18 protein-coding genes are annotated in these 21,950 nt (G+C 73.9%); 7 read left to right on the top strand and 11 right to left on the bottom strand.

From position 1 onward, the window contains the following. Nucleotides 1-395: 395 nt before the first annotated feature. Nucleotides 396-1,400 carry a stage II sporulation protein M gene (locus ACIGZJ_RS35805; protein WP_396461205.1) on the bottom strand — a complete coding sequence of 335 codons (1,005 nt, stop codon included), beginning with the start codon at nt 1,398-1,400 and terminating at the stop codon, nt 396-398. Nucleotides 1,401-1,691: 291 nt separating this feature from the next. Here ACIGZJ_RS35805 and ACIGZJ_RS35800 point away from each other — a divergent pair, with 291 nt between their 5' ends. Further along, nucleotides 1,692-2,654 carry an RDD family protein gene (locus ACIGZJ_RS35800; RefSeq protein WP_396461204.1) on the top strand — a complete coding sequence of 321 codons (963 nt, stop codon included), beginning with the start codon at nt 1,692-1,694 and terminating at the stop codon, nt 2,652-2,654. A gap of 31 nt (nt 2,655-2,685) precedes the next feature. Here the strand turns inward: ACIGZJ_RS35800 and ACIGZJ_RS35795 are convergent, their stop codons facing one another. Then, a complete protein-coding gene (locus ACIGZJ_RS35795) occupies nt 2,686-3,321 on the bottom strand; it encodes a hypothetical protein (RefSeq protein ID WP_396461203.1) in 636 nt (211 codons plus the stop codon). 123 nt (nt 3,322-3,444) lie between these two features. On the opposite strand from ACIGZJ_RS35795, the gene ACIGZJ_RS35790 reads away from it, so the two are divergent. After that, complete coding sequence (locus ACIGZJ_RS35790; RefSeq protein WP_396461202.1) at nt 3,445-3,957, top strand: SigE family RNA polymerase sigma factor; 513 nt, start codon at nt 3,445-3,447, stop codon at nt 3,955-3,957. Further along, complete coding sequence (locus ACIGZJ_RS35785) at nt 3,954-5,045, top strand: hypothetical protein (RefSeq protein ID WP_396461201.1); 1,092 nt, start codon at nt 3,954-3,956, stop codon at nt 5,043-5,045. Before ACIGZJ_RS35790 ends, ACIGZJ_RS35785 begins: the two co-directional genes overlap by 4 nt. 132 nt (nt 5,046-5,177) lie before the next feature. Here ACIGZJ_RS35785 and ahcY read toward each other — a convergent pair whose 3' ends face one another. The 6 genes from ahcY to ACIGZJ_RS35755 form a co-directional block, all read right to left on the bottom strand. Next, complete coding sequence (gene ahcY, locus ACIGZJ_RS35780; RefSeq protein WP_392941731.1) at nt 5,178-6,626, bottom strand: adenosylhomocysteinase; 1,449 nt, start codon at nt 6,624-6,626, stop codon at nt 5,178-5,180. 381 nt (nt 6,627-7,007) lie between these two features. Continuing rightward, nucleotides 7,008-7,982 (bottom strand): cation diffusion facilitator family transporter, encoded by a 975-nt coding sequence (locus ACIGZJ_RS35775; RefSeq protein ID WP_396461200.1) that lies wholly within the window; start codon nt 7,980-7,982, stop codon nt 7,008-7,010. Between the two features lie 99 nt (nt 7,983-8,081). After that, complete coding sequence (locus ACIGZJ_RS35770) at nt 8,082-9,335, bottom strand: SIS domain-containing protein (protein ID WP_396461199.1); 1,254 nt, start codon at nt 9,333-9,335, stop codon at nt 8,082-8,084. A gap of 82 nt (nt 9,336-9,417) precedes the next feature. Beyond that, on the bottom strand, nt 9,418-9,600 hold the full coding sequence (locus tag ACIGZJ_RS35765) for a Trm112 family protein (RefSeq protein ID WP_387951742.1): 183 nt from the start codon (nt 9,598-9,600) through the stop codon (nt 9,418-9,420). An 86-nt stretch (nt 9,601-9,686) separates the two neighbouring features. Beyond that, entirely contained in the window at nt 9,687-11,072 is a 1,386-nt protein-coding gene (locus ACIGZJ_RS35760; protein WP_392941740.1) for a phosphomannomutase/phosphoglucomutase, read from the bottom strand. A gap of 183 nt (nt 11,073-11,255) precedes the next feature. Then, the gene (locus ACIGZJ_RS35755; protein WP_396461198.1) at nt 11,256-11,621 is read right to left on the bottom strand and encodes a DUF3499 domain-containing protein; all 366 of its coding nucleotides are present in this window, start codon (nt 11,619-11,621) and stop codon (nt 11,256-11,258) included. Nucleotides 11,622-11,784: 163 nt separating this feature from the next. On the opposite strand from ACIGZJ_RS35755, the gene ACIGZJ_RS35750 reads away from it, so the two are divergent. Next, on the top strand, nt 11,785-12,237 hold the full coding sequence (locus tag ACIGZJ_RS35750; protein ID WP_392941744.1) for a metallopeptidase family protein: 453 nt from the start codon (nt 11,785-11,787) through the stop codon (nt 12,235-12,237). 64 nt (nt 12,238-12,301) lie between these two features. Here ACIGZJ_RS35750 and ACIGZJ_RS35745 read toward each other — a convergent pair whose 3' ends face one another. The 3 genes from ACIGZJ_RS35745 to ACIGZJ_RS35735 form a co-directional block, all read right to left on the bottom strand. Continuing rightward, nucleotides 12,302-14,005, bottom strand: a complete 1,704-nt coding sequence (locus ACIGZJ_RS35745) for a DUF5719 family protein (RefSeq protein ID WP_396461197.1) — start codon at nt 14,003-14,005, stop codon at nt 12,302-12,304. A 6-nt stretch (nt 14,006-14,011) separates the two neighbouring features. Next, nucleotides 14,012-17,890 carry a glycosyltransferase gene (locus ACIGZJ_RS35740; protein WP_396461196.1) on the bottom strand — a complete coding sequence of 1,293 codons (3,879 nt, stop codon included), beginning with the start codon at nt 17,888-17,890 and terminating at the stop codon, nt 14,012-14,014. Between the two features lie 208 nt (nt 17,891-18,098). Next, nucleotides 18,099-18,371, bottom strand: coding sequence for a WhiB family transcriptional regulator (locus ACIGZJ_RS35735; protein ID WP_148644569.1), 273 nt, complete (start codon nt 18,369-18,371; stop codon nt 18,099-18,101). 631 nt (nt 18,372-19,002) lie between these two features. Here ACIGZJ_RS35735 and ACIGZJ_RS35730 point away from each other — a divergent pair. From ACIGZJ_RS35730 to ACIGZJ_RS35720, 3 genes are read left to right on the top strand one after another with little or no spacing between them, the layout of a single operon-like run. Further along, complete coding sequence (locus tag ACIGZJ_RS35730; RefSeq protein WP_396461195.1) at nt 19,003-19,644, top strand: cysteine dioxygenase; 642 nt, start codon at nt 19,003-19,005, stop codon at nt 19,642-19,644. A 42-nt stretch (nt 19,645-19,686) separates the two neighbouring features. Continuing rightward, the gene (gene cofD, locus ACIGZJ_RS35725; RefSeq protein WP_396461194.1) at nt 19,687-20,646 is read left to right on the top strand and encodes a 2-phospho-L-lactate transferase; all 960 of its coding nucleotides are present in this window, start codon (nt 19,687-19,689) and stop codon (nt 20,644-20,646) included. Further along, on the top strand, nt 20,643-21,941 hold the full coding sequence (locus ACIGZJ_RS35720) for a coenzyme F420-0:L-glutamate ligase (RefSeq protein WP_396461193.1): 1,299 nt from the start codon (nt 20,643-20,645) through the stop codon (nt 21,939-21,941). Before cofD ends, ACIGZJ_RS35720 begins: the two co-directional genes overlap by 4 nt. Nucleotides 21,942-21,950: the final 9 nt, after the last annotated feature.

Below are 21,950 nucleotides of genomic sequence, written 5' to 3'. Positions count from 1 at the left end.
GTTGAGTTCTCAAGGAACGGACACTTCCTTCGGACCGCCTTCCAGCGGGCCCTCCGGGCGCTTCGTTCTTTCGTGTTTCCAGCTTAGCAGATCCGCTCGGCCGGTTTTACCCGGCGTTTGTTTCTCTGAATTCCCGCTGGAGGGGATTTCCTTCAACTTCGCTCCGAAGCCTATCAAAGGATTCGGTGTGCTCAGTTCCAGGATTTACCTCGTCGGACGCTTATTCGTGAACCGAGTTCGCGTCGATTTGGCGGTGTCGTAGACACTAACGCCCGGGACGACCGTTGTCCAGTCTGTCCCAACCGTTCTAACCTACTAGCCCACCCGAACCACGTCAATGGTTTGGCTGAGATGCGAGAAGAGTAGCAGGTCAGAGGCCTGCCGATCACATCGACTCAGGCGGCGACGGGCTGCAGGTCGGCCCGGTCGGCCACGTCCACATCGCCGGTCTCCCCGGTCGCGGCGGCCTTCCGCCCCAGGACCAGGGCATAGAGCAGGAAGCAGACCTCGGCCAGGACGCCGATCGAGATACGGGCCCAGGTGGGGAGGCCGGACGGCGTCACAAAGGCTTCGAGGACTCCGGAGATGCCCAGCACCACGGCCAGCCCGACCGCCATGCCGATGACGGAGCGGCCTTCCTCGGCCAGTGCCGTGGCGCGGGTGCGCGGGCCGGGGTCGATGACCGTCCAGCCGAGGCGCAGGCCCAGGCCCCCCGCGACGAAGACCGCGGTCAGTTCCAGCAGACCGTGCGGGATCAGCAGGCCGAGGAAGGTGTCGAGGCGGCCGGCCGAGGCCATCAGACCGACGCCGAGCCCGAGGTTCAGGATGTTGGTCCAGAGCATGTAGAGGACGGGCAGGCCCAGCGCGACGCCGAAGACCAGGCAGGTCGCGGCGATCCAGGCGTTGTTCGTCCAGACCTGGGCGGCGAAGGAGCTGGCGGGGCGGTCCGAGTAGTACGCCTCGTACTCACCGCCCGGCCTGGTCATCTCGCGCAGCGCGGCGGGCGTGGCGAGGCTGTTGCGGACCTCCGGGTGGCTGGCCACCCACCAGGCGACCAGCGCCGTGGCGAACAGCGAGAGGATCGCGACCGGCAGCCACCAGCGCCGCGCCCGATACAGCGCCGCGGGAAAGCTGACCGTGAAGTACCGGCCGACGTCGCGCCAGCCGCTGCTTCGGCTGCCCGCCACCGCGTCGCGGGACCGGGACACCAGACTGGTCAGCCGGCCTTCGAGGGTGGGATCGGGGGCGGCGGCCTGGACCTTGGCCAGGTGGCCGGTGGCCCGCTGGTAGAGGGTGACGAGCTCGTCGGCCTCCTCGCCGGTGAGCCGCCTGGTCCTGGCGAGGGCGTCCAGCCGTGCCCACTCCCCCTGGTGGGTGGCGACGAAGACGTCCAGGTCCATGCGGCAGCTCCATGGTCGGCGCGGGGCACGCGGGCGCGCGGGCAGGCGCGTGCGGACAGGTGCGGCCCAGCATGCCAGAGGGCGTACGGGCGTTCACGGGCGGTGCCGGACCGCCTGGCCCCCGGGCCGGACCCGCTGCCGAGGCCGGTCCGCGCGGTGGGCGGCCCGGACCTCCCTTCCCGCCCGGGCGGGCGGCCCCGTATGTTGGCGACTGCAATTCACGGGGTCGTGGGGGCCGATCCGGCGGACGTCCCCTCCCCCGCGGGCCATGAACGGGAACGGACGGGTGTCTTGAGCGACCTGGTGACGGGCGAGGCGGTCGTTCTCGGCCTGCGCGCGGCGAAGCTTCCCAGCCGGGCGCTGGCGGTCGGGATGGACCTGCTCGTGCAGGCCGCGGCGCTGGTGGTGACCTCGCTGGTCCTGGGCCTCGCCCTGACCGACCTCGACGGCGCGGCCTTCACCGCCCTCACGCTCGGGCTCACGGTGTTCTTCATGGTCGCGGTCCCCGTGATGATCGAGACCTTCACCCGCGGACGCTCGCTCGGCAAGGCGGCCCTGGGCCTGCGGGTGGTGCGCAGCGACGGCGGGCCGGTCCGGTTCCGGCACTCGCTGGTCCGCGGTCTGGTGGGCTTCTTCGAGATCGTCGTCATGAGCGGGGTACCGGCCGCGATCTGTTCCGCGGTGTCCTCCGAGGGCCGCAGGCTGGGCGACGTCTTCGCGGGGACGCTGGTCGTCCGCGAGCGGGTGCCCGGTGGGAGCGGGGCCGCGACGGCGCTGCCGCCGGTGCCTCCCCAGCTGCTGCAGGCGCTGGGCGGCGAGCTGGTCGCCCTGGACCTCTCGGCGGTGCCGGAGCCGCTCTGGCTGGCGATCCGCCAGCTGCTCGGCCGGGTCGGCCAGCTGGACCAGGCGGTGGCGCACCAGCTCTCCGCCCGGTTGGCCGAGGACCTCGCCGCCCGTACGGGCCACCCGGTCCCCTACGGCCTGCACCCGGCGGCGTACCTCGGCGCGGTGCTCGCGGAGCGCCAGCGGCGCGAGTGGACCAGGGCCCAGGGGTACGCGGCGCAGCAGGCCCACCAGGCCCAGCTCACCCAACAGGCACAGCAGGCACAGCAGGCACAGCAGGCCCAGCAGGCCCAGCAGGCCCAGCAGGTGCACGGGTACCGGCCCCCACAGCACCCGGCACCGGCACCGGCCCAGCAGACCGCACCCGCTCCCCCGCAGGCACCCGGCACGGGCTTCGCCCCACCTGCATAACCCGAGCCCCCGAGCCCAGCCCCCGGACTACTCAGCCCCCGAACTCGGCCGGCCAGGCGTTCGGCGGCGACTCCAGCTCCTCCAGCTCGACCCCGGCGGCCGCCAGCACGACGTCCCCCGCCAGGTGCACCACCTGCTGCTCGCCCGTCTCCAGGTCCGCGACCTGGTACCGCTCGACCAGCAGCGGACCGGAGTCCGTCTCGTGCGTGTCCACACCCTCCAGCAGCCAACCCTGGTCGAAGGTGCGCGGCGCCAGGACCGGCTCGGTGAAGGCGACCAGCCGCACCCGCGCACTCGCCCCCTCCCGCAGCCGCAGCATCCGGGCGGTGGCGACCAGGAAGCCCGGCGAGCGCCCGGTGAAGCCGTGGGCCCGGTCGTGTCCCTCCGCCGCGAGCTCCCCCGCCGGATCGGCCGGGTCGGTCCGCACCCAGGCCACCCCGTCGACGGCGCCGCCCCGGACCTGCCAGCCGCCCGCCCGCAGCTCCATCCGCAGCGGCCGGGCCCGCGAGTCCAGCGTCAGGTCGACGGTGCCGAGGACCTGGCCGTCCGGTCCGTACGTCTTGGAGACGTACCGCCAGCCGGCCGGCCCGGGCGCGCAGCTGAAGCGTTCCTCGCCGAGCAGGACGTGGTCATGGGTGTCGTGGTGCGAGTACCGGCCGTTGGGCATGGAGCGAAGCCTACGTCCGCGATCAGTGGCGACCGGCATGCAACGTTCGGTGCGGGTGCCCGCATTAGGGGGTGGACGGCGCGCACCGGCGCCGTCGGTACGAGTACGAGGGAGGGGGCGGAGATGGCGAAGCAGGCACGCGACGAGGAGTTCACCGAGTACGTGGCCTCCAGGAGCGGCTGGCTGCGCAAGGTCGCCTATTTGCTGTGCGGGGACTGGCACCGTGCGGACGACCTGGTCCAGGAGAGCGTCACCAAGCTCTATGTGAACTGGTCGAGGGCCGGCCGGGTCGAGAACGTCGACGGCTACGCCCGCAAGGTGCTGGTCAACACGTTCCTGGCGGAGCAGCGATCGCCCTGGTGGCGGCGGACGACCCGGAGCGGGATCGAGGCCGACGCGGCGGGCGTGAGCGTCGACCTCGACGCCTCACTCGACCTTCGGCAGGCCCTCGCCGCTCTGCCGCCCCGCCAACGGGCCACCGTGGTGCTCCGCTACTACTGCGATCTGACGGTCGACCAGGCGGCCGAGGCGCTCGGCTGCTCGTCGGGCAACGTCAAGAGCCAGACCTCGCGCGGTCTGGAGACGCTCCGCACCACGCTTCTCGTTCGCCCCGCAGCCGCAGAGAGGACGTCATGACCAGCAACGAGTCCAGCGGGCTGGCCGAACAGCTGATCGCACTGGCGGACACGCCCGCGCCTCCGGCCGCCCTGAACCCCGCGGAGGCGGTCCGCAAGGGACGGGCCCGGCTGCGCCGGCGGCGCGGCGCCGCGATCGGTGCGGTGGCGGCGGTGACGGCGGCGGTCCTGACCGGCGCCCTGCTGCTCCAGCCGGCCGGGGGCGCCGCGGCCCCTCCCCCGCCCGCCGCGCCCTCGGTCACTCCGACCGGGTCGCCGGCGCCGTCGCCGACCGTGCCCCCGGCGCCCCCCACGATCGACCCGCTGACCACCGACGTCATGTTCGGCTGGCTGCCGGACTGGGCGGGCGGGAAGTCCGGCATCGGCTACGAGACCGGCTACCACGGGATCTTCACCGAGGCGATCGGCAAGGGCGACCAGGCTCCGCGGATCTACCTCACCCTGTACCCGGCCGGCCCCGAGCCGGAGATCGAGCAGGGCCCGAACGAGAGCCGGCAGAAGGTCCAGGCGCCGTCCGTCAACGGACAGCCTGCCTTCTGGCTGGTCGACCCGAACGCGCGGGCGCAGGAGAGGCCGGACCGCCTGCTGCGCTGGCAGACGCCCTCGGGCCGGTGGGCGCAGATCCGCGCCTACGGCGGCGAGCCCGCGGACCTGACGGACGAGGTCCTGCTGCGGGTCGCGGCCGACGCCAAGTACGGGAAGTGGGACATCCCGCTGCCGGTGCGGTTCGCCCGGTTGCCCGAGGCGTTCAAGGCCACCGACGTGTCGCTCACCCGGCCGAGCCCCCTCAAGAACTCGCCCTGGTACTTCTGGCTGATGTTCCAGTTCGAGGGCAAGAACGTCTCGGTCAACCTGGAGCCGGTGGACGCCGGTCCCACCGCGTCCCCCACCGGGACGGACGGCTCGCCGTACACCGACCCCAATCCGCCCGTCTGCCGGGTGGAGAGCGACGTGAAGGTCTGCGTGGGCGTGGGGGCGGGTATCGCACCCTCGCTGGAGCAGATCGGCGGCCTTGAGGGCCTGCTCGCCAGGACCACGGTGCTGGGCATGGACGAGAGCTCCTGGACCACCGACGTCCTGCGGTACTGACGCTCCCGGGCGGGAACAGAGGAAGACGGCGGAACGCACGGCGGCCGGCACCCACAGGGGAGGTGCCGGCCGCCGTGCGTTCCGGAGCCGATCAGTCGGCCCGCCGGTCGCTCGACCGGCGGGCCGGGCGGATCAGTAGCGGTAGTGGTCCGCCTTGTACGGGCCCTCGACCGGGACGCCGATGTAGTCGGCCTGCTCCTGGCTCAGGGTGGTCAGCTTCACGCCCAGCGCGGCGAGGTGCAGACGGGCGACCTTCTCGTCCAGGTGCTTCGGCAGCACGTAGACGCCGATCGGGTACTGCTCGGTCTTCGTGAACAGCTCGATCTGCGCGATCGTCTGGTTGGCGAAGGAGTTGGACATCACGAACGACGGGTGGCCGGTCGCGTTGCCCAGGTTCAGCAGGCGGCCCTCGGAGAGGACGATGATGGTCTTGCCATCGGCCTTGCGCCACTCGTGGACCTGCGGCTTGACCTCGGTCTTGACGATGCCGGGCAGCGCGGCGAGGCCCGCGATGTCGATCTCGTTGTCGAAGTGGCCGATGTTGCCGACGATGGCCTGGTGCTTCATCCGGGCCATGTGCGAGGCCATGATGATGTCCTTGTTGCCGGTCGTCGTGATGAAGATGTCGGCCGTCTCCACGACGTCGTCCAGGGTCGCGACCTGGTAGCCGTCCATCGCCGCCTGCAGGGCGCAGATCGGGTCGATCTCGGTGACGATGACGCGGGCGCCCTGGCCGCGCAGCGATTCGGCGGAGCCCTTGCCCACGTCGCCGTAGCCGGCGACGACGGCGACCTTGCCGCCGATCAGGACGTCGGTGGCGCGGTTGATGCCGTCGATCAGCGAGTGGCGGCAGCCGTACTTGTTGTCGAACTTCGACTTGGTGACCGAGTCGTTGACGTTGATCGCCGGGAACAGCAGCTTGCCGTCGCGGTGCATCTCGTACAGGCGGTGGACACCGGTGGTGGTCTCCTCGGTCACGCCCTTGATGGTGGCCGCGATCTCGGTCCACTTGTTCGGGGTCTCGACCAGGGTGCGGTTGAGCACCTCGAGGATGAGGCGGTACTCGTCGTTGTCCGCGGTGGACGGGTCCGGAGCGGCACCGGCCTTCTCGAACTCGACGCCCTTGTGGATCAGCAGGGTGGCGTCACCGCCGTCGTCCAGGATCATGTTCGGGGTCTGGCCGTTCGGCCAGGTGAGCGCCTGCTCGGTGGCCCACCAGTACTCCTCCAGCGTCTCGCCCTTCCAGGCGAAGACCGGCACGCCCTGCGGGTTCTCCGGGGTGCCCTCCGGGCCGACCGCGATGGCGGCGGCGGCGTGGTCCTGGGTGGAGAAGATGTTGCAGGAGCACCAGCGGACCTCGGCACCGAGCGCGGTGAGGGTCTCGATCAGCACGGCGGTCTGCACGGTCATGTGCAGCGAGCCGGTGATCCGGGCGCCAGCCAGCGGCTGCGAAGCGGCGTACTCCGCGCGGATGGACATCAGGCCGGGCATCTCGTGCTCGGCCAGCTGGATCTCCTTGCGCCCGAACGGCGCCAGGGAAAGGTCGGCGACCTTGAAGTCACCGGTGATGTCGGTCGACATGCGTCTGCTCCTCGCTGATGGGGGGTGGGGCATGGCCAAGGTCCTGGTGTGCGTCGCAGCACGGCGGGGCTGCACGGGTGCGCGGCAACGCCGGGGCGGCCCGGCCCCGAACGGGGGCAGGCTTCCCTGCTGCACAGCACAAACCGTCGGAGGACCTCTCTCCCTCGACCGGCGCGCACCCTCACGGGTACGGGCCGCCGATCGACCGCCATCAGCAGCGACGTTCTGGCTCTGGGACGAATCTACACCGGCGGCCCCGGATGCCGACTCGGAAAGACCTTTTTCGGCCCGGGCCTGGACGCGGCCTGGACCGGCCCTGGACCGGTCGCGGAACAGGCCGCGCCGGACCGGGCCGCGCCGGAGCGGCCCGGGGCCCCGCGGTCAGTGCGCGCCCGGTACCGGCCCGCCCGGGGTGGCGGTCGGGTCGTCGCCCTGGGCCGCCTTCTCCGCGCTGTAGATGTCCGGCTCCAGGTAGACGGCCCGGGCGATCGGGACGGCCCGGCGGACCCGGACCTCGGCCGCGTCGATGGCCTCGGCGACCTGGACGGCGGTGTCCTCCGCGTTGACGCCGATCTTGGCGGCGACCAGCAGCTCCTCCGGGCCGAGGTGCAGGGTCCGCATGTGGATGACCGTGGTGACGGAGTCGTGGTCGACCAGGGCGTCCCGGATCTGGGCCACCACCTCCGGGTGGGCGGACTCGCCGATCAGCAGCGACCTGGTCTCCATCGCCAGCACGAGCGCGATGACGATCAGCAGCACGCCGATCGACACGGTGCCGATGCCGTCCCAGACGCCGTCCCCCGTGATCACGGTCAGGCTGACGCCGAACAGCGCCAGCACCAGGCCGATCAGCGCGCCGGTGTCCTCCAGCAGGACGACCGGCAGCTCCGGGGCCTTGGCCCGCCGGATGTAGGCCGGCCAGCCGTGCCCGCCCTTGTCCTTGACGGCCTCCCGGTACGCCGTGAAGAAGGACCAGGACTCCAGCAGGATCGCGAGCACCAGCACGCCGATCGGCCAGTACCAGTTGTCCAGCTCGTGCGGGTGGGCGATCTTCTCGTAGCCCTCGTAGACGGCGAACATGCCACCGACGCTGAACAGCACGATCGAGACCAGGAAGGCGTAGATGTAGCGCTCGCGCCCGTACCCGAAGGGGTGTTCGGGGGTGGCCAGCCGCTGCGAGCGCTTGCCGCCGACCAGCAGCAGGATCTGGTTGCCCGAGTCCGCCAGCGAGTGCACGCCCTCCGCGAGCATCGACGACGAGCCGGAGAACGCGAAGGCCACGAACTTGCTGACCGCGATCCCCAGGTTCGCGGACAACGCCGCGACCAGTGCCTTGGTGCCGCCTTCGGTGCTCATGCTCGGAATGGTCCCTCCGCCGGGGGCCGTTCACGCAGCCCGCGCTCTGCTCTGTCGAGTCCCGTCGAGCGCATACGGTACCGGCCCGCCGCCGCCGTCCTACGACCGCGCCGCCGCGAGCCCCAGGTAGACGGCGGCGAAGTCGGTGAGCGCGACCAGCTCGGCCAGCGCGTGCAGCGGGTCGGGACGGGCGCTCGCGTACTCGGTCAGCCGGACTTCGTGGGCGGCGGCGAGCCGGTGCGCCCGGGCGGCGCCGAAGCTGCGCGGGCCCTCGTCGTCGGCCGGGACCTCGGTCGGGCCCTCGTCCTCCTCCTCCGCGGGCGTCTCGCCCGGGACGTGGCGCAGCAGCAGGACCTGCAGGTGCAGCGGGTCCGGCTCGTCGACCCGGTCGCGGAAGAAGTCGTCCGGGTCCGCGCCCGCGCCGAGCTGGCCGGTGAACATCCCGCGGTGCTCGGTGAGCGCCTGCGGCAGCAGTCCGGCGAGGGCCGGGCGGCCGGCCCGGTCGGCGAGCTGGGCGGCGAAGCGGTCGGCGGCGGCGCCGGCCACCGGCCCCTCGGCCCAGAGCAGCGGGACGGTGCCGGCCAGCCGGGCGGCCAGGCTCTTGGCGGGGTTGCGGTACGCGGCCGCGTCGGGGCGGCAGCGCACGGCGGCCGCGTCGAGCAGGTCGGCGGTGGCGGGCAGCGAGTCGTACGCCAGCTGGGTCACGCCGATCTTCTGGGTGAGCGCCAGCAGCGGGGCGAGGTGGGCCCAGAGCGCGGCCGGGTCCTCGGCGGGCAGGTCGGGCTCGGCGGCGGAGCCGGGCTGCGGCGTTCCGTCCTCGGGCAGGGCCGACGGCACGTACGGCAGCGGCAGCGCCCGGACCTGGAGGGCGGCCTCGGCGAGCGGGCTGCCGGCGGGGGCGGTGACGACGATCGCGCACCCGCGCGCGTAGGCCTGCTCGGCGAGCGCGATCAGGCCGCGCTCGCCGCCCTCCGCGGAGCTGATCACCAGCAGGTCGAGCGGGCCGGCCCAGCCGGGGAGCTGCCAGGCGAACCCGGCGGTGAAGGCGGGCGGCGCGACCGACCGGTCGGTGCGCGGGACGAACGCCGCGTCGGTCGGCGCCAGCGCGGTGACCAGGCTGGCGGTGCCGGCCAGCGCGGCCAGGATCCCGGCCGCCGTCAGGGCGCTGCCGTGCCCGGCGACCAGCACGGAACGCGGCCGGCCGTCGGGTCGCAGCCGGTCGACGCCGGCCGCGTCGGCGAGCCGCAGCGCGGTGCGGACCCGGGCGCCGGAGCCGGCCAGGGCGAGCAGGGCGCGGTCGTGGTCGGCGCGCTGGAGGGCGGCCGGGTCGTCGAGCAGGGTGTCGTCGAGCATGCGGCGGGCCTCCGGCTGTTGGCTGGGCGCTGCGGGCTGAGCGGTGGTGCTGGCTGGGTACGCGGGCGTCCGCCCCCAAGGATCAGGCCGGGCGGCGGGCCTCGTCCACCAGCAGTACCGGAATTCCGTCGCGGACGGGGTAGGCCAGGCCGCAGCTCTCGCCGGTGCAGAGCAGTTCGGGCTGCTCCTCGGTGCCGCCCTCGGTCAGCGCGGCCCGGCACTGCGGGCAGACCAGGATCTCCAGCAGGAAGGATTCCAGCTTCATGGGGTTCGGGCTCCAGTTCAGAGGGGTGGCACGGCGGTGCCCCGGCCGAGAGGAAACCCTACCGGCCGGGGCACCACGAGCCTGCGTCAGGCGCGGACGATGGCGAGCACGCCGTCGCGCAGCTCGGCCATCCTCGCCGGGTCCTTGGCCTCGACGTTGAGGCGCAGCAGCGGCTCGGTGTTGGAGGCGCGCAGGTTGAACCACCAGTCGTCGCCGGCCACGGTGAGGCCGTCGAGCTCGTCGGTGGTGGTGCCCTCCAGGCCCGCGTAGGCGGCCTTGACGGCGGCGGAGCGGTCGGCCTGGTCGGCGACGGTGCTGTTGATCTCGCCGGAGGCCGCGTAGCGGTCGTACTCGGCGGTCAGCGCGGAGAGGGTGCCCTCCTGACCGCCCAGGGCGGCGAGCACGTGCAGCGCGGCGAGCATGCCGGTGTCGGCGCGCCAGAAGTCGCGGAAGTAGTAGTGCGCGGAGTGCTCACCGCCGAAGACGGCGTCGGTGACGGCCATCTCCTGCTTGATGAAGGAGTGGCCGACCCGGGTGCGGGCCGGCTTGCCGCCGAGCTCCCGGACCACCTCGGGGACGGTCCAGGAGGTGATCAGGTTGTGGATGATGGTCGGCTCGTCCTCGCCGGCGGCCTTGGCCCGGGCGATCTCGCGGGCGGCGACCAGGGCGGTGATCGCGGACGGGGAGACCGGCTCGCCGCGCTCGTCGACGACGAAGCAGCGGTCGGCGTCGCCGTCGAAGGCGAGACCGATGTCGGCGCCGACCTCGCGGACCTTGGCCTGCAGGTCGACGATGTTCTTCGGGTCGAGCGGGTTGGCCTCGTGGTTGGGGAAGGTGCCGTCCAGCTCGAAGTACATCGGGACGAGCTCGATCGGCAGGCCGTCGAAGACGGTCGGCACGGTGTGGCCGCCCATGCCGTTGCCCGCGTCGACGGCGACCTTCAGCGGGCGGATCGCCCGGAGGTCGACCAGGCCGAGCAGGTGGTCGGCGTAGCCGCGCAGGGTGTCCTGGGCGGACAGCGCGCCGGGCTTCACGTCGACGGCGGGGACGGTGACGGTGTCGTCCTCGGCGGTCCAGGACTCGACCAGCTCGCGGATGTCGGCGAGGCCGGTGTCCTGGCCGACCGGGGCGGCGCCGGCGCGGCACAGCTTGATGCCGTTGTACTCGGCCGGGTTGTGGCTCGCGGTGAACATCGCACCGGGCAGGTCCAGCTTGCCGCTGGCGTAGTACAGCTGGTCGGTCGAGCAGAGGCCGATCTCGACGACGTCGGCGCCGTAGGCGGCCGCGCCCTCGGCGAAGGCCCGGCTGAGCGAGGGGGAGGACGGTCGCATGTCGTGGCCGATGACGATCGCGGAGGCCTCGGTGACCTTCACGAACGCGGCGCCGAAGGCGCGCGCCAGGCTCTCGTCCCACTGGTCCGGCACAACGCCTCGAACGTCGTACGCCTTCACGAGCTGCTTGAGGTCGCGCACTGCGGCTCCACCCTGGTGTCTGTCTGATCGACGGGCTGATCGCCCATGGTCACGATACGTCCGGGTGCCATGCCGTTCGGTACCCGGTAGGGGGGCAGCGTACCGGGATCCGGCGAACGGCCGGTGCCGGGAGGCGCCCTGACCAGGGCCTGGGCCCGGCCGGGCGGGCGGTGGGGGGCCGGGTCAGCTGTCCGGCGAGCGCAGCACGCGCAGGTGGCCGCGGCGGCCGGCCTCGGTGGACTCGCCCTCGGGGCCGCGGCCCTGACGGGGGGTCTGCGGGCGGGCGGCCTCGCGGACGGCGTTGGCGAGCGCTTCGAGGTCGTCGCTGCTGCGGCGCAGCGGGCCGGCCTCGGCGGCGAGCCGGACGACCTCCCAGCCGCGCGGGGCGGTGAGCCGCTCGGCGTGCTCGGCGCACAGGTCGTAGCAGTGCGGCTCGGCGTAGGTGGCGAGCGGACCGAGGACGGCGGTGGAGTCCGCGTAGACGTACGTCAGCGTTGCGACGGCCGGCCGGCCGCACGCGGTCCGCGAACAACGACGTACAGAGCTCACGAGGGTGGACGGTACCGCACTCCTCGCCGGGGAGCGAAGACCGGCTGCCCGGCGGGTGTGCCGTGTCGTGGTCCGCGCGCCCGTCCGTGCGCCCGCCACCCCTGGCGTTTCGGTGTCGGGGTGGTCCACTTCCGACCGCCCAAGGACTACCCTCGGCAGTGATATGGACAGCTCTGCACCGCAGTCATCGACGGGACCTTCGCGCCGCCCCCGGCACCGCGACCGGCACGGCAGGGGCCTGCGCGGCCCGCTGGCGCCACCGCAGGTGCCGATCTCGCTCACCCGCTCCGAGTTGTTCGACGACTACGTGCGCGAGTCGGTGGAGCGTCTTGAACGGCGTTGGCCGCAGTTGATCGAGGTGGAGTTCGCCGTCCAGGAGGTGCCGCTGCACGCTCCGGAGGACGCGGAGGCGGACGGCGGGGTGCCGCTGGGCCGGGTGTCGGCGGGCCGACAGGGGCGCAAGAGCCAGATCGTGGTGTACCGGCGGCCGGTGGAGATCCGGGCGAAGACCCGGGAGGACCGCGCGGCGCTGGTGCACGAGATCCTGATCGAGCAGGTGGCGGAGCTGCTGGGGCTGTCCCCGGATGCCATCGACCCCCGGTACGACGAGGACTGACGGGTCGGCACGGCCGACGTCGAGGGGCGGTACCCGGGCCCGGGTACCGCCCCTCGACGGTGTGTCAGCGCTGGACGACGCCCGGGTCCTGGGCGGCCTGCGGGACCTTGACGCTGCTGCGGTCGTCGCGCAGCGCCTGGATGGTGAACATCGGCACGTCCTTGGCGGGGATCGCGAGCATCCGGGCGGCCGCGACCGGGCCGCCGGAGACGGTCTCCACGGTGAGCGCGTAGGCGCCGTTCAGTCCGCCCGGCTCGGGTGCGGGGAGGGCGACCGTGCCGCCGGCCGGCAGCTGGACCTCCGTGGTGGCCGGGGTGCCGCCGCCGGTGCCCGCCGAGGAGGTGACCCGGACGGTCGCGGCCTCGCCGGTGGAGGTGAGGAACAGCGTGGACGCGCCGCCGCCGCGGTTGTCGGCCACGGTGGCGCGGGCGCCGATCGGCACCGTCCCGCTCAGCCAGGCGGCGTCGGACTTGCCGTTCTGGCCGGCCCGGTCGATCCGCAGGCCGACCACCACCGGGGTGGGGTGCTTGTCGTCGCTGGGCGACAGCCGCAGGCCGGCCACCTCGTCGCGGGTGACCTTGCCGAGGTCGACGGCGGCCACCATGCCGGCCTTGACGTGGATCGACTCGTTGCCGGCCGGGGTGAACCAGCCGTTCTTGCCGGACAGCTGGATCTTCAGGTCCGCGTCGTCCTCCGGCGGAGCCCAGACCACCAGGCGGGCGCCCGCGGTGTCGGCGGGCAGGCCCGGGAGCACCTGGGTGGGCGCCGGGTCGGCCGAGGCGGGCACCCAGTCGGCGCCCTTGGCGCCGTCGGCGGCGTGCAGGGCGGCTCCGACCCGGCCGCTGCGCACCACCACGTGCACGGCGAGGTCGGCGACCTGGCCCTTGCTGATGGTCGGGAGCAGGACGGACTGCGAGCTGCCGGGGGCGATGGTGATGCCGTTGGCGGCGTCGTTCTCGATCAGGCCCTTGTCGCCGTACAGCTTGAGGTCGACGACGGCGGCGGTGGCCTCGGTGTTGACCAGGCTGACGTAGTCGGTGCGGTCGCCCGCGGTGCTGGCGCCCGCGAACCAGAAGCTGGTGCCGGCCGGGGTGCAGGTGAGGCCGGACAGGCCCAGCCCGCGCTGCTCCGTGACGGTGGTGGTCTGGGTGACGGTGAAGCCGGGCGCGAGCGCGCCGGTGGCGACGGCCCCTGCGCCGGGGGCCGTGTCGCCGTTGCCGGCGGGGGCGGCCACGGGGGTGCCGGGCTTGGCCAGGGTCAGCCGGGCGTCGGCGGGCGCGCCGCCCTTGTCCGCACCGGCCTTGTCCCCGCCGGCCGGGGCGGCGGGCGCCGCCGGTGCGGCGGGGGCCGCCGGTGCGGCGGGGGCCGCGGTCGGGGGCGTGGCCGGCGCCGCCGCGTCGCTGATCCAGCCGGCCCCGGCGGTGGCGCCGCCGGCGGCGGTGCCGGGCGGGGTGTACGCGGTGAGGGTGGTCGAGCCGGTCAGGCCCTGGATCGGCTGCGGGCAGACCGCAGCCGTCCGCTCGACCTGCGCCGAGGTCGCGGCGCCCTGGTCGGCCTTGGCCGGGGCGGCCGGCGGGCGCAGCTCGGCGATGCCGAACACCACCGCGAGGACGGCGGCCGCGGCCAGGAAGGACTGCGTGGTCCGCGTCCCCCCGGAGGAGGCGGCCTTGGCGGTGGCATCCCCCGAGGTGTCGCCGAACGCGCCTGCGGCGGGGCCGGGCGCCTCGGCGGCGGGCTTGGACTTCCTGGTGAAGGCGGGCTTCTTCATCGCGGGTCAGCTCCCCGATCCGTGGTGGTGCGGGTACCGGCCCGGCCCGTTGGGATCGGGATCGTTCGGGTCGTAGTAGGGCTCGGCCTGCGGCTGCCCCGGCACCCACGGCTGCTGCCCGTCCTGCTGGTAGGGGTCGTAGCCGTACTGCTGGTCCTGCTGGTACTGCTCGTAGCCGCCCTGCTGGGTCCCGTGCTGGGCCCCCTGCTGGTAGCCGCCGTCGGCGGTCTGCTGCGGGTAGCCGTCCTGGCCGTAGCCCTGGCCGCCGTACGGGGCGGCCACCGGCTGCTGGGCGGTGTACGGGTCGTAGCTGTACGGGTCGGCCTGCTGGTACGTCTGGTACGGGTCGGCGTAGGGCTCGGCGTCCTGGACGGCGGCGGCCGCCGCGACGGCCTCGACGGGGGGCTCGCCCGCGGGCTGCTGCGGGATCGCACCGGGTCGTCCCTCGTAGACCCCGCCGTCCTCGGCGCCGGGCTCCCCGCCCTCGCCCCGCTCGGCCATCCGGCGGGCCCGGCGGCTGCCGGGCGCGGGGGCCTGCGCCTGGGCGGCGGCGGCCAGCGCGGCGGCGGCGACCACCTCCTCGGGCAGGTCGTCGTCCTTGTGGCTGCGGCGGCCGGGCAGGGCCAGCACCAGGATCGTCAGTCCGAGCAGCAGCTGGGCCCAGATCCAGCCGGTGTGCAGCAGGCTGCCCTCGCGGGTGACGACGAGCTTGCCGCCGCCCGCCGGGAGCTTGAAGCCCTGCGCCCAGCCGTCGACGGTGACCGGCTCCAGCGCGGTGCCGCCCAGGGTGGCCTTCCACTCGGGGGCGGCGGTCTCGGCGAGCCGCAGCACCCGGCCTTCGGGGCCGGCCGGGACGGCGGTGTCCAGGTCGCGCCGGCCGGAGGGCACCACGACCGGGCGGGCGCCCGGGGCGGTGATCACGGCGCGGGTCGCCGGGGCGCCGTTGACCTGCCAGAGCGCGGCGCTGCCGTCCTGGTTGGCCTTGACCAGGCCGGGGGTGGTGTCCAGGACGTCCTTGAAGGTGCCGATCAGCGGCTGGTCGACCAGCACGTAGCCGATGCCGTAGGCGGCCAGCGCGCCCGCCTGGTCGGCGCCGGACCCGGCCAGCAGGCTGCCGACCATCCGGTTCAGGCCGTCCTCGGTGCCGGTCTCGGGGTCGACGGTGGACTCGGCCTGGCCGAGGGTCAGCCCGGCGCCGCGCACCACGACGTAGCGGACCGCGCCGCCGCCCTGGTCCCCGGTGAGGACGAGGGTGCGGGAGCGGTCGCTGGTGCCGGCCTCCTCCGCGATGAAGGCGGGGACCTGGCTGGCCTCGGTCCGCCGCAGCGGACCGTCGGCGCCGGTGACGGCCCACCAGATTCCGGTGCCCAGCGGGGCGAGCACCGCGGCCGCCACCACCAGGGCGGCGACCGGCTGGCGCCAGCCGAAGGCGATGCCGGCCACCCGGGAGTTGGCGCCGTCGGCGCCGATCGCGGCGGCGGCCAGCAGGGCGATGCCGGCCAGCAGGCTGGCCGGGCCGGCCCAGGCGGGCACGGCCGGGCCGCCGGAGGCGGGGGTGACGGAGGTGCCGGCCACCGCGACGGCGAAGACCATGCCGGCGCCGGCCGCGCCCCAGGCGGCGAGCACCGCACGGCGGCGGTCGGCGCGCAGCAGGGCGGCCAGCGCGGCGAGCACCACGCCCGCGGACAGCCAGACCGGCGGGACCCCGGCGCCGCCGGGGTTGACCAGGACCAGGCCGAACGCGCTCGCGCCGCCGCCGTGCAGGCCGGGCAGGCCGGCCTCCAGCAGCAGCCGCTGCGGGTGCGAGAGCACCTGCAGCGACCAGGGCGCGAGCACCAGGACCGGTACCGCGAGGATCACCAGGATGCGCAGCCCGAGCAGGCGCAGCGCGTCCAGGCCGGAGCCGAAGGCGCCGCCGCGGACCACGGCGGCGGCCAGCATCGCCAGGCAGAGCGGCACGGCCAGCGCCCAGGCGAGCGGGACGAAGGCGGTGGCCAGGGTGAGCAGCAGGACGGTCATCCAGACCGGGCGCCAACCGGGCCGGGCGCCCTTGGCGGCGCTCTCGGCGCGGATGCCGAGGCCGGCGGAGATCGCGGCGGCCCGGGCCAGCGGCGGCAGCAGGACGGCCAGGACGGCGGTGCCGATCCGGCCCTGGGCGAGCGCGCCGGTGGCGGCGGGCAGCAGCGCGTAGGTGGCGCTGGCCCAGGCGCGGACCAGCTTGGAGTCGAGCAGCGGCCGGGAGACCAGGTAGGCGCTGACCGCGGCGAGCGGCACCGCGAGGAAGACCAGCAGGGTGACCGCGAGGTCGGCGTGGTCGAACAGCAGCCAGGAGAACACCGACAGCAGCGCCAGGTACGGCGGGGCCGCGGCGGTGGAGCCGGTGCCGACGGGGTGCCAGGAGTCGGCGTACATCGCCCACAGGCCGCCGGCGCCGTCGGTGGCGGGCAGCAGTGCGCCGCCGAACAGGTGCCCGCCGCCGAACAGGTCGCGGCAGGCGACCAGGGCGAACACCAGCAGGGCGGCGAACAGCACCGGCGCCGGGCGCCGGGCCAGCTTCTTGATCAGGGTGAACTGCTCGACGACCAGGTCCTCGGAGTCCTCGTCACCCGGGCCGGCCTCGACCGAGCCGTGCCGGCCGGCCCCGGAGTCGTCGGTGCCCCCTATCCCGAGCGAGCCGATCACGCCCTCGACGGCGAGCCGCGCGGTGGCGCCGGGCGCGGGGAAGAGCGTCCGGTCGTCCAGCGCGTCGGCGGCCCGGGTGCGGGCCCGGCGTTTGCGGGCGAGCAGCAGCCGGGGCAGCCGGATCAGCTCGTGGCCGAGGCCGGCGAGCTCGTCGAAGGCCTGCTTCGGGTCCTTGCCGAGCAGGTTGGCGAAGACCCGCAGCAGGGTGCCGAGCACCAGCCGCAGCAGGACGTAGGGGAACAGCGCGCCCTTGGAGTTGGCGAGCAGGGTGAAGACGGCGCCGGCCTTGTCGAGCCGGTGCGGGTGCGAGGGGCCGCAGTCGATGGCGCGCCGCTCGCGGCTGGCGGCCTCGGCGTGGCGCAGCACGGCGTCCGGGGCGATGACGACGCGGTGTCCGGCGGCGTTGACCCGCCAGCAGAAGTCGGTGTCGTCGCGCATCAGCGGCAGTGCCTTGTCGAAGCCGCCGAGCTCCTCGAAGACGTCGCGGCGCACCAGCATGCCGGCGGTGGACACGGCGAGCACCGGGCGGACCTGGTCGTGCTGGCCCTGGTCCTGCTCCCGGCGGTCGAGCCCGGTCCAGCGGCGGCCGGAGCGGGCGATGGTGACGCCGACCTCCAGCAGCTGGCGGCGGTCGTACCAGCTGCGCAGCTTCGGTCCGACGACGGCGGCGCTGGGGGTGGAGTCGGCGACCTGGAGCAGGCGGCGCAGCGCGTCGGTCTGCGGTTCGCAGTCGTCGTGCAGCAGCCAGAGCCACTCGACCGGCTGGGTCTCGCGGGGGCCGCCGCGGCCGAGGTCGTCCTCGTGGCCGAGCGGGTCGCCGAAGTCGTCCCAGCCGCCGGTGACCGGGTCGTAGCCGGAGGGGTCGAGCCGGTACGGGAGGTCCTCGGGGCGCAGCGGCGGGCTGTTGAAGACGGCCTCGGCGACGGCGGTGCCGAAGCCGGCCCGGCGGCCGAGGATGATCGGGCCGCTCTCCGGGAGCCAGTCACCGAGGGTGTCGGCGAGCAGCTGCGGGGAACTGTCGGTGGATCCGGTGTCGACGGCGAGCACCCGCTGGACCTGGCGGTCCTGGCCGAGCAGGCCGGCGAGGGCCTGCGGCAGCCAGCGGGCGCCGTCGTGCGAGACGATCACGGCGGTGACCAGGTGGCGCGGATAGGCGGGCGGCCTGGCAGCGGTGAAGCCGCTCTGGTGGCTGTAGACGGTCATCGAGTGCGCGGGCCCCAGTTCTCGGTGGACACAGCCGGTGAACGGCAACCGGATGGCGCACCACACTAACGGCTCTGGATGGCGCCTTTGTCCGCGGTGTCCGTGGAGAGGGTGTGTACGGGGGACGCGAAAGCGCCCCACCACCGCGGTGAGGCGCCCGTACAGCTGTGTGGTTGTCGAAGGCTCGGCGGGGTCGGGGCCGACCTCGTCAGACCGCGCTCTTCTTGAGCCGCCGCCGCTCGCGCTCGGAGAGGCCGCCCCAGATGCCGAACCGCTCGTCGTTGGCGAGGGCGTACTCCAGGCACTCGGAGCGGACCTCGCAGGCGAGGCAGACCTTCTTGGCCTCGCGGGTGGAGCCGCCCTTCTCGGGGAAGAAGGACTCGGGGTCGGTCTGGGCGCACAGCGCGCGCTCCTGCCAGCCGAGTTCCTCTTCCTCCTCCTCGATGCCGTCACCGATCAACAGCTCAAAGAGCTCGCTCATGTGGCGCGCCTCCTCTGCCCCTACTTGGCGTCCCCGTGGTTGCCGTTGCCTGGTGCGGCTGACGACACGAGTGAAATTACAGTTGCGTCACTCTGGCTCAGTCAAGCCGAGCTCTGGTATTGGGGCCAGGATTCACTCCTCGGCACCAAGCCGTTACGAATAGTGTACATATACGGACACATCGGACTAACCGCCCGGATCCCGCGGAACCGTCCGCAAGCACCTGCAACCATCCGCAACGACCCGCTGGATGACGTGCAGTCACCGTGACAGGTCGGTCATCGGGCTGCCTTCCCGGCGATCTTCACATCGAAACATAGAGGGTGATTTATCACCCCATCCGGTGGTTCATGACCCATCCCACCCGAATGTCCGGGCTCCGGAGTTGACACTGCCCCTCCCCATGCGGTCTCCTTTCCTCTATGTCAGAGTTCGCCAGCCCCCGGAGCGGTTCCGCGCTCCGCCCTGCCGTGAACTCCTGTTGTCGCCTCTGTTCCTGCTGTATCTAGGCGCCCGCGTCCCACCGCGCGCCGCCCAGGAACCACAGAGGCCGCCCGCGACATCCCGCCCCAGGACATCCCGGATCCGGCTGATCCCCTGACGAACCAGCCGTACTCCGAGGACGACTCCCGTGCGAATGCCCCGTCTCCGCAAGCGCAACCGCGACCGCAACAAGCCCGCCCACCGCGGCCTCGCGCCCACCGCCCCGACCGCCGCCCGCTCCGCCCACCCGTGGGGCGACGGGCTGAGCGACGTCTCGATCGCCGGCGACCCGCTCGCCTTCCCGCACCTGGCCCGCACCGACCTGCCCCAGCACCCCACCACCGTCGCCGGCTACGCCCGGCTGGTCCGCGAGATCGCCGCCGACCGGACCCGCTGGGAGCCGCTGGTGCGCTACGACGCGCTCACCCGCTGGTACGCCCGGCTGGAGACCGGCCCCGGCTACGAGGTCTGGCTGCTCAGCTGGCTGCCCGGCCAGAGCAGCGGCTTCCACGACCACGGCGAGTCCTCCGGCGTGATGACCGTCGTCCAGGGCGAGCTGGTCGAGCGCTCCCTCACGCACGCCGGAGAGGGCGCCCGCACACTGCGCCCCGGCGGGCAGCGGGTGTTCTCCTCCGGCTACCTGCACGAGGTGGTCAACGGCTCGCTGGAGCCCGCGGTCTCCATCCACGTCTACACCCCCGGCCTCACCGAGATGAACCAGTACGGCGCCGGCAGCGTGCCCGAGCAGCAGGTCGAGGCGGATTCCCGGACGGGTGCCGAGACGCACTGACGACCCGTCCGGACCGGTCCCCGGCCGTGGCAGGATGAGCGCATGCGCATCGTGGCACTGGCAGGCGGAATCGGCGGAGCGCGCTTCCTGCGCGGACTGAAGGAGGCCGTCGGCCCGCAGGACGAGATCACCGTCATCGGCAACACCGGTGACGACATCCACCTCTACGGACTGAAGGTCTGCCCCGACCTCGACACCGTGATGTACACCCTCGGCGGCGGCATCCACGAGGAGCAGGGCTGGGGCCGGACCGACGAGACCTGGTCGATCAAGGCCGAGATGAAGGAGTACGGCGTCGGGCCCGAGTGGTTCGGGCTCGGCGACCGCGACTTCGCCACCCACCTCGTCCGCAGCCAGATGCTCGCCGCCGGGTACTCCCTCAGCCAGGTCACCGAGGCGCTCTGCGTGCGCTGGCAGCCGGGCGTGCGGCTGCTGCCGATGAGCGACGACCGGGTCGAGACCCACGTCCGGATCACCGACGGGGACGGCACCCGGGCGATCCACTTCCAGGAGTACTGGGTCAGGCTGCACGCGGCCGTCGACGCCGAGGCGATCATCCCGGTCGGCGCGGACACCGCCAAGCCCGCGCCCGGCGTCCTGGAGGCGATCGCCGCCGCCGACGTGATCCTCTTCCCGCCGTCCAACCCGGTGGTCTCGATCGGCACCATCCTCGCCGTGCCGGGCCTGCGGGCCGCCGTGGCCGCCGCCCCCGCACCCGTGGTCGGGCTCTCCCCGATCATCGGCGGGGCCCCGGTCCGGGGCATGGCCGACAAGGTGCTGGCCGCCGTCGGCGTCGAGGCCACGGCGGAGGCGGTCGCGCTGGACTACGGCTCCGACCTCCTGGACGGCTGGCTGGTGGACACCGTCGACGAGGCCTCGGTGGCCGCCGTCGAGGCCGGCGGGATCGCCTGCCGGGCCGTCCCGCTGCTGATGACGGACGTCGCGGCCACCGCCGAGATGGCCCGGGCCGCGCTGGCGCTCGCCGAGCAGGTGCGGGCGTGAACCCCGCGCTGCACGTCCTGCCCGTCGAGGGCCTGCCGGAGATCGGGGCCGGCGCCGACCTCGCCGAGCTGATCGCCAAGGCCGGCGAGTACCAGGACGGCGACATCCTGCTGGTCACCTCGAAGATCGTCAGCAAGGCCGAGGGCCGGCTGCTGACCGCCGCCGACCGCGAGGCCGCGATCGACGCCGAGACCGTCCGGGTGATCGCCCGGCGCGGCCCGATCCGGATCGTCGAGAACCGCAACGGACTGGTGATGGCCGCCGCCGGGGTGGACGCCTCCAACACCGCCGCCGGCACCGTCCTGCTGCTGCCCGAGGACCCGGACGCCTCGGCCCGCGCGCTGCGGGCCCGGCTCCAGGGGCTCACCGGGCGCCGGCTCGCCGTCGTCGTCACCGACACCTTCGGCCGGCCCTGGCGCAACGGCCTCACCGACGTCGCCATCGGCGCCGCCGGGCTGCCCGTCCTGGAGGACCACCGCGGCCGCACCGACAGCCACGGCAACGAGCTGGCGATGACCGTCACCGCCACCGCCGACGAACTCGCCGCCGCCGCCGACCTGGTGAAGGGCAAGGCCACCGGCACGCCGGTCGCCGTCGTCCGGGGCCTGGCCCACCTGGTCACCGCCGAGGACGGCGACGGCGTCCGGCCGCTGATCCGCCCGGCCGCCGACGACATGTTCCGCCTCGGCACCTCCGAGGCGCTGCGCCGGGCCGTCACCCTGCGGCGCACCGTCCGCGCCTTCACCGCCGAGCCGGTGGACCCGGGCGCCGTCCGCCGGGCGGTCGCCGCCGCCGTCACCGCGCCCGCCCCGCACCACACCACGCCCTGGCGCTTCGTCCTGCTGGAGAGCCCCGAGGCGCGCACCCGGCTGCTGGACGCGATGCTCGCCGCCTGGCAGCACGACCTGCGCGAGCTCGACGGCTGGGACGAGCAGCGGATCGCCCGCCGCACCGCCCGCGGCCAGGTCCTGCGCGACGCCCCCGCCCTGGTGGTCCCCTGCCTGGTGACGGACGGCACGCACAGCTACCCGGACGAGCGCCGCACCGCCGCCGAGCGCGAGATGTTCACCGTCGCCCTCGGCGCCGCCGTGCAGAACCTGCTGGTCGCCCTCACCGGCGAGGGCTACGGCTCCGCCTGGGTGTCGTCCACGATGTTCTGCCGCGACACCGTCCGCACCGCCCTCGACCTCCCCGCCGACTGGGACCCGATGGGCGCCGTTGCCGTCGGCCGCCCCGCCGAACCGCCCCGCGAGCGCACCGAACGCTCCGCGGACGCCTTCATCGAGGTGCGCTAGCCGTCAGGC

The sequence above is a fragment of the Kitasatospora sp. NPDC052868 genome (genome assembly GCF_044547105.1).
Classification (GTDB): domain Bacteria; phylum Actinomycetota; class Actinomycetes; order Streptomycetales; family Streptomycetaceae; genus Kitasatospora.
This window is presented reverse-complemented; position numbering and strand designations above follow the sequence as displayed.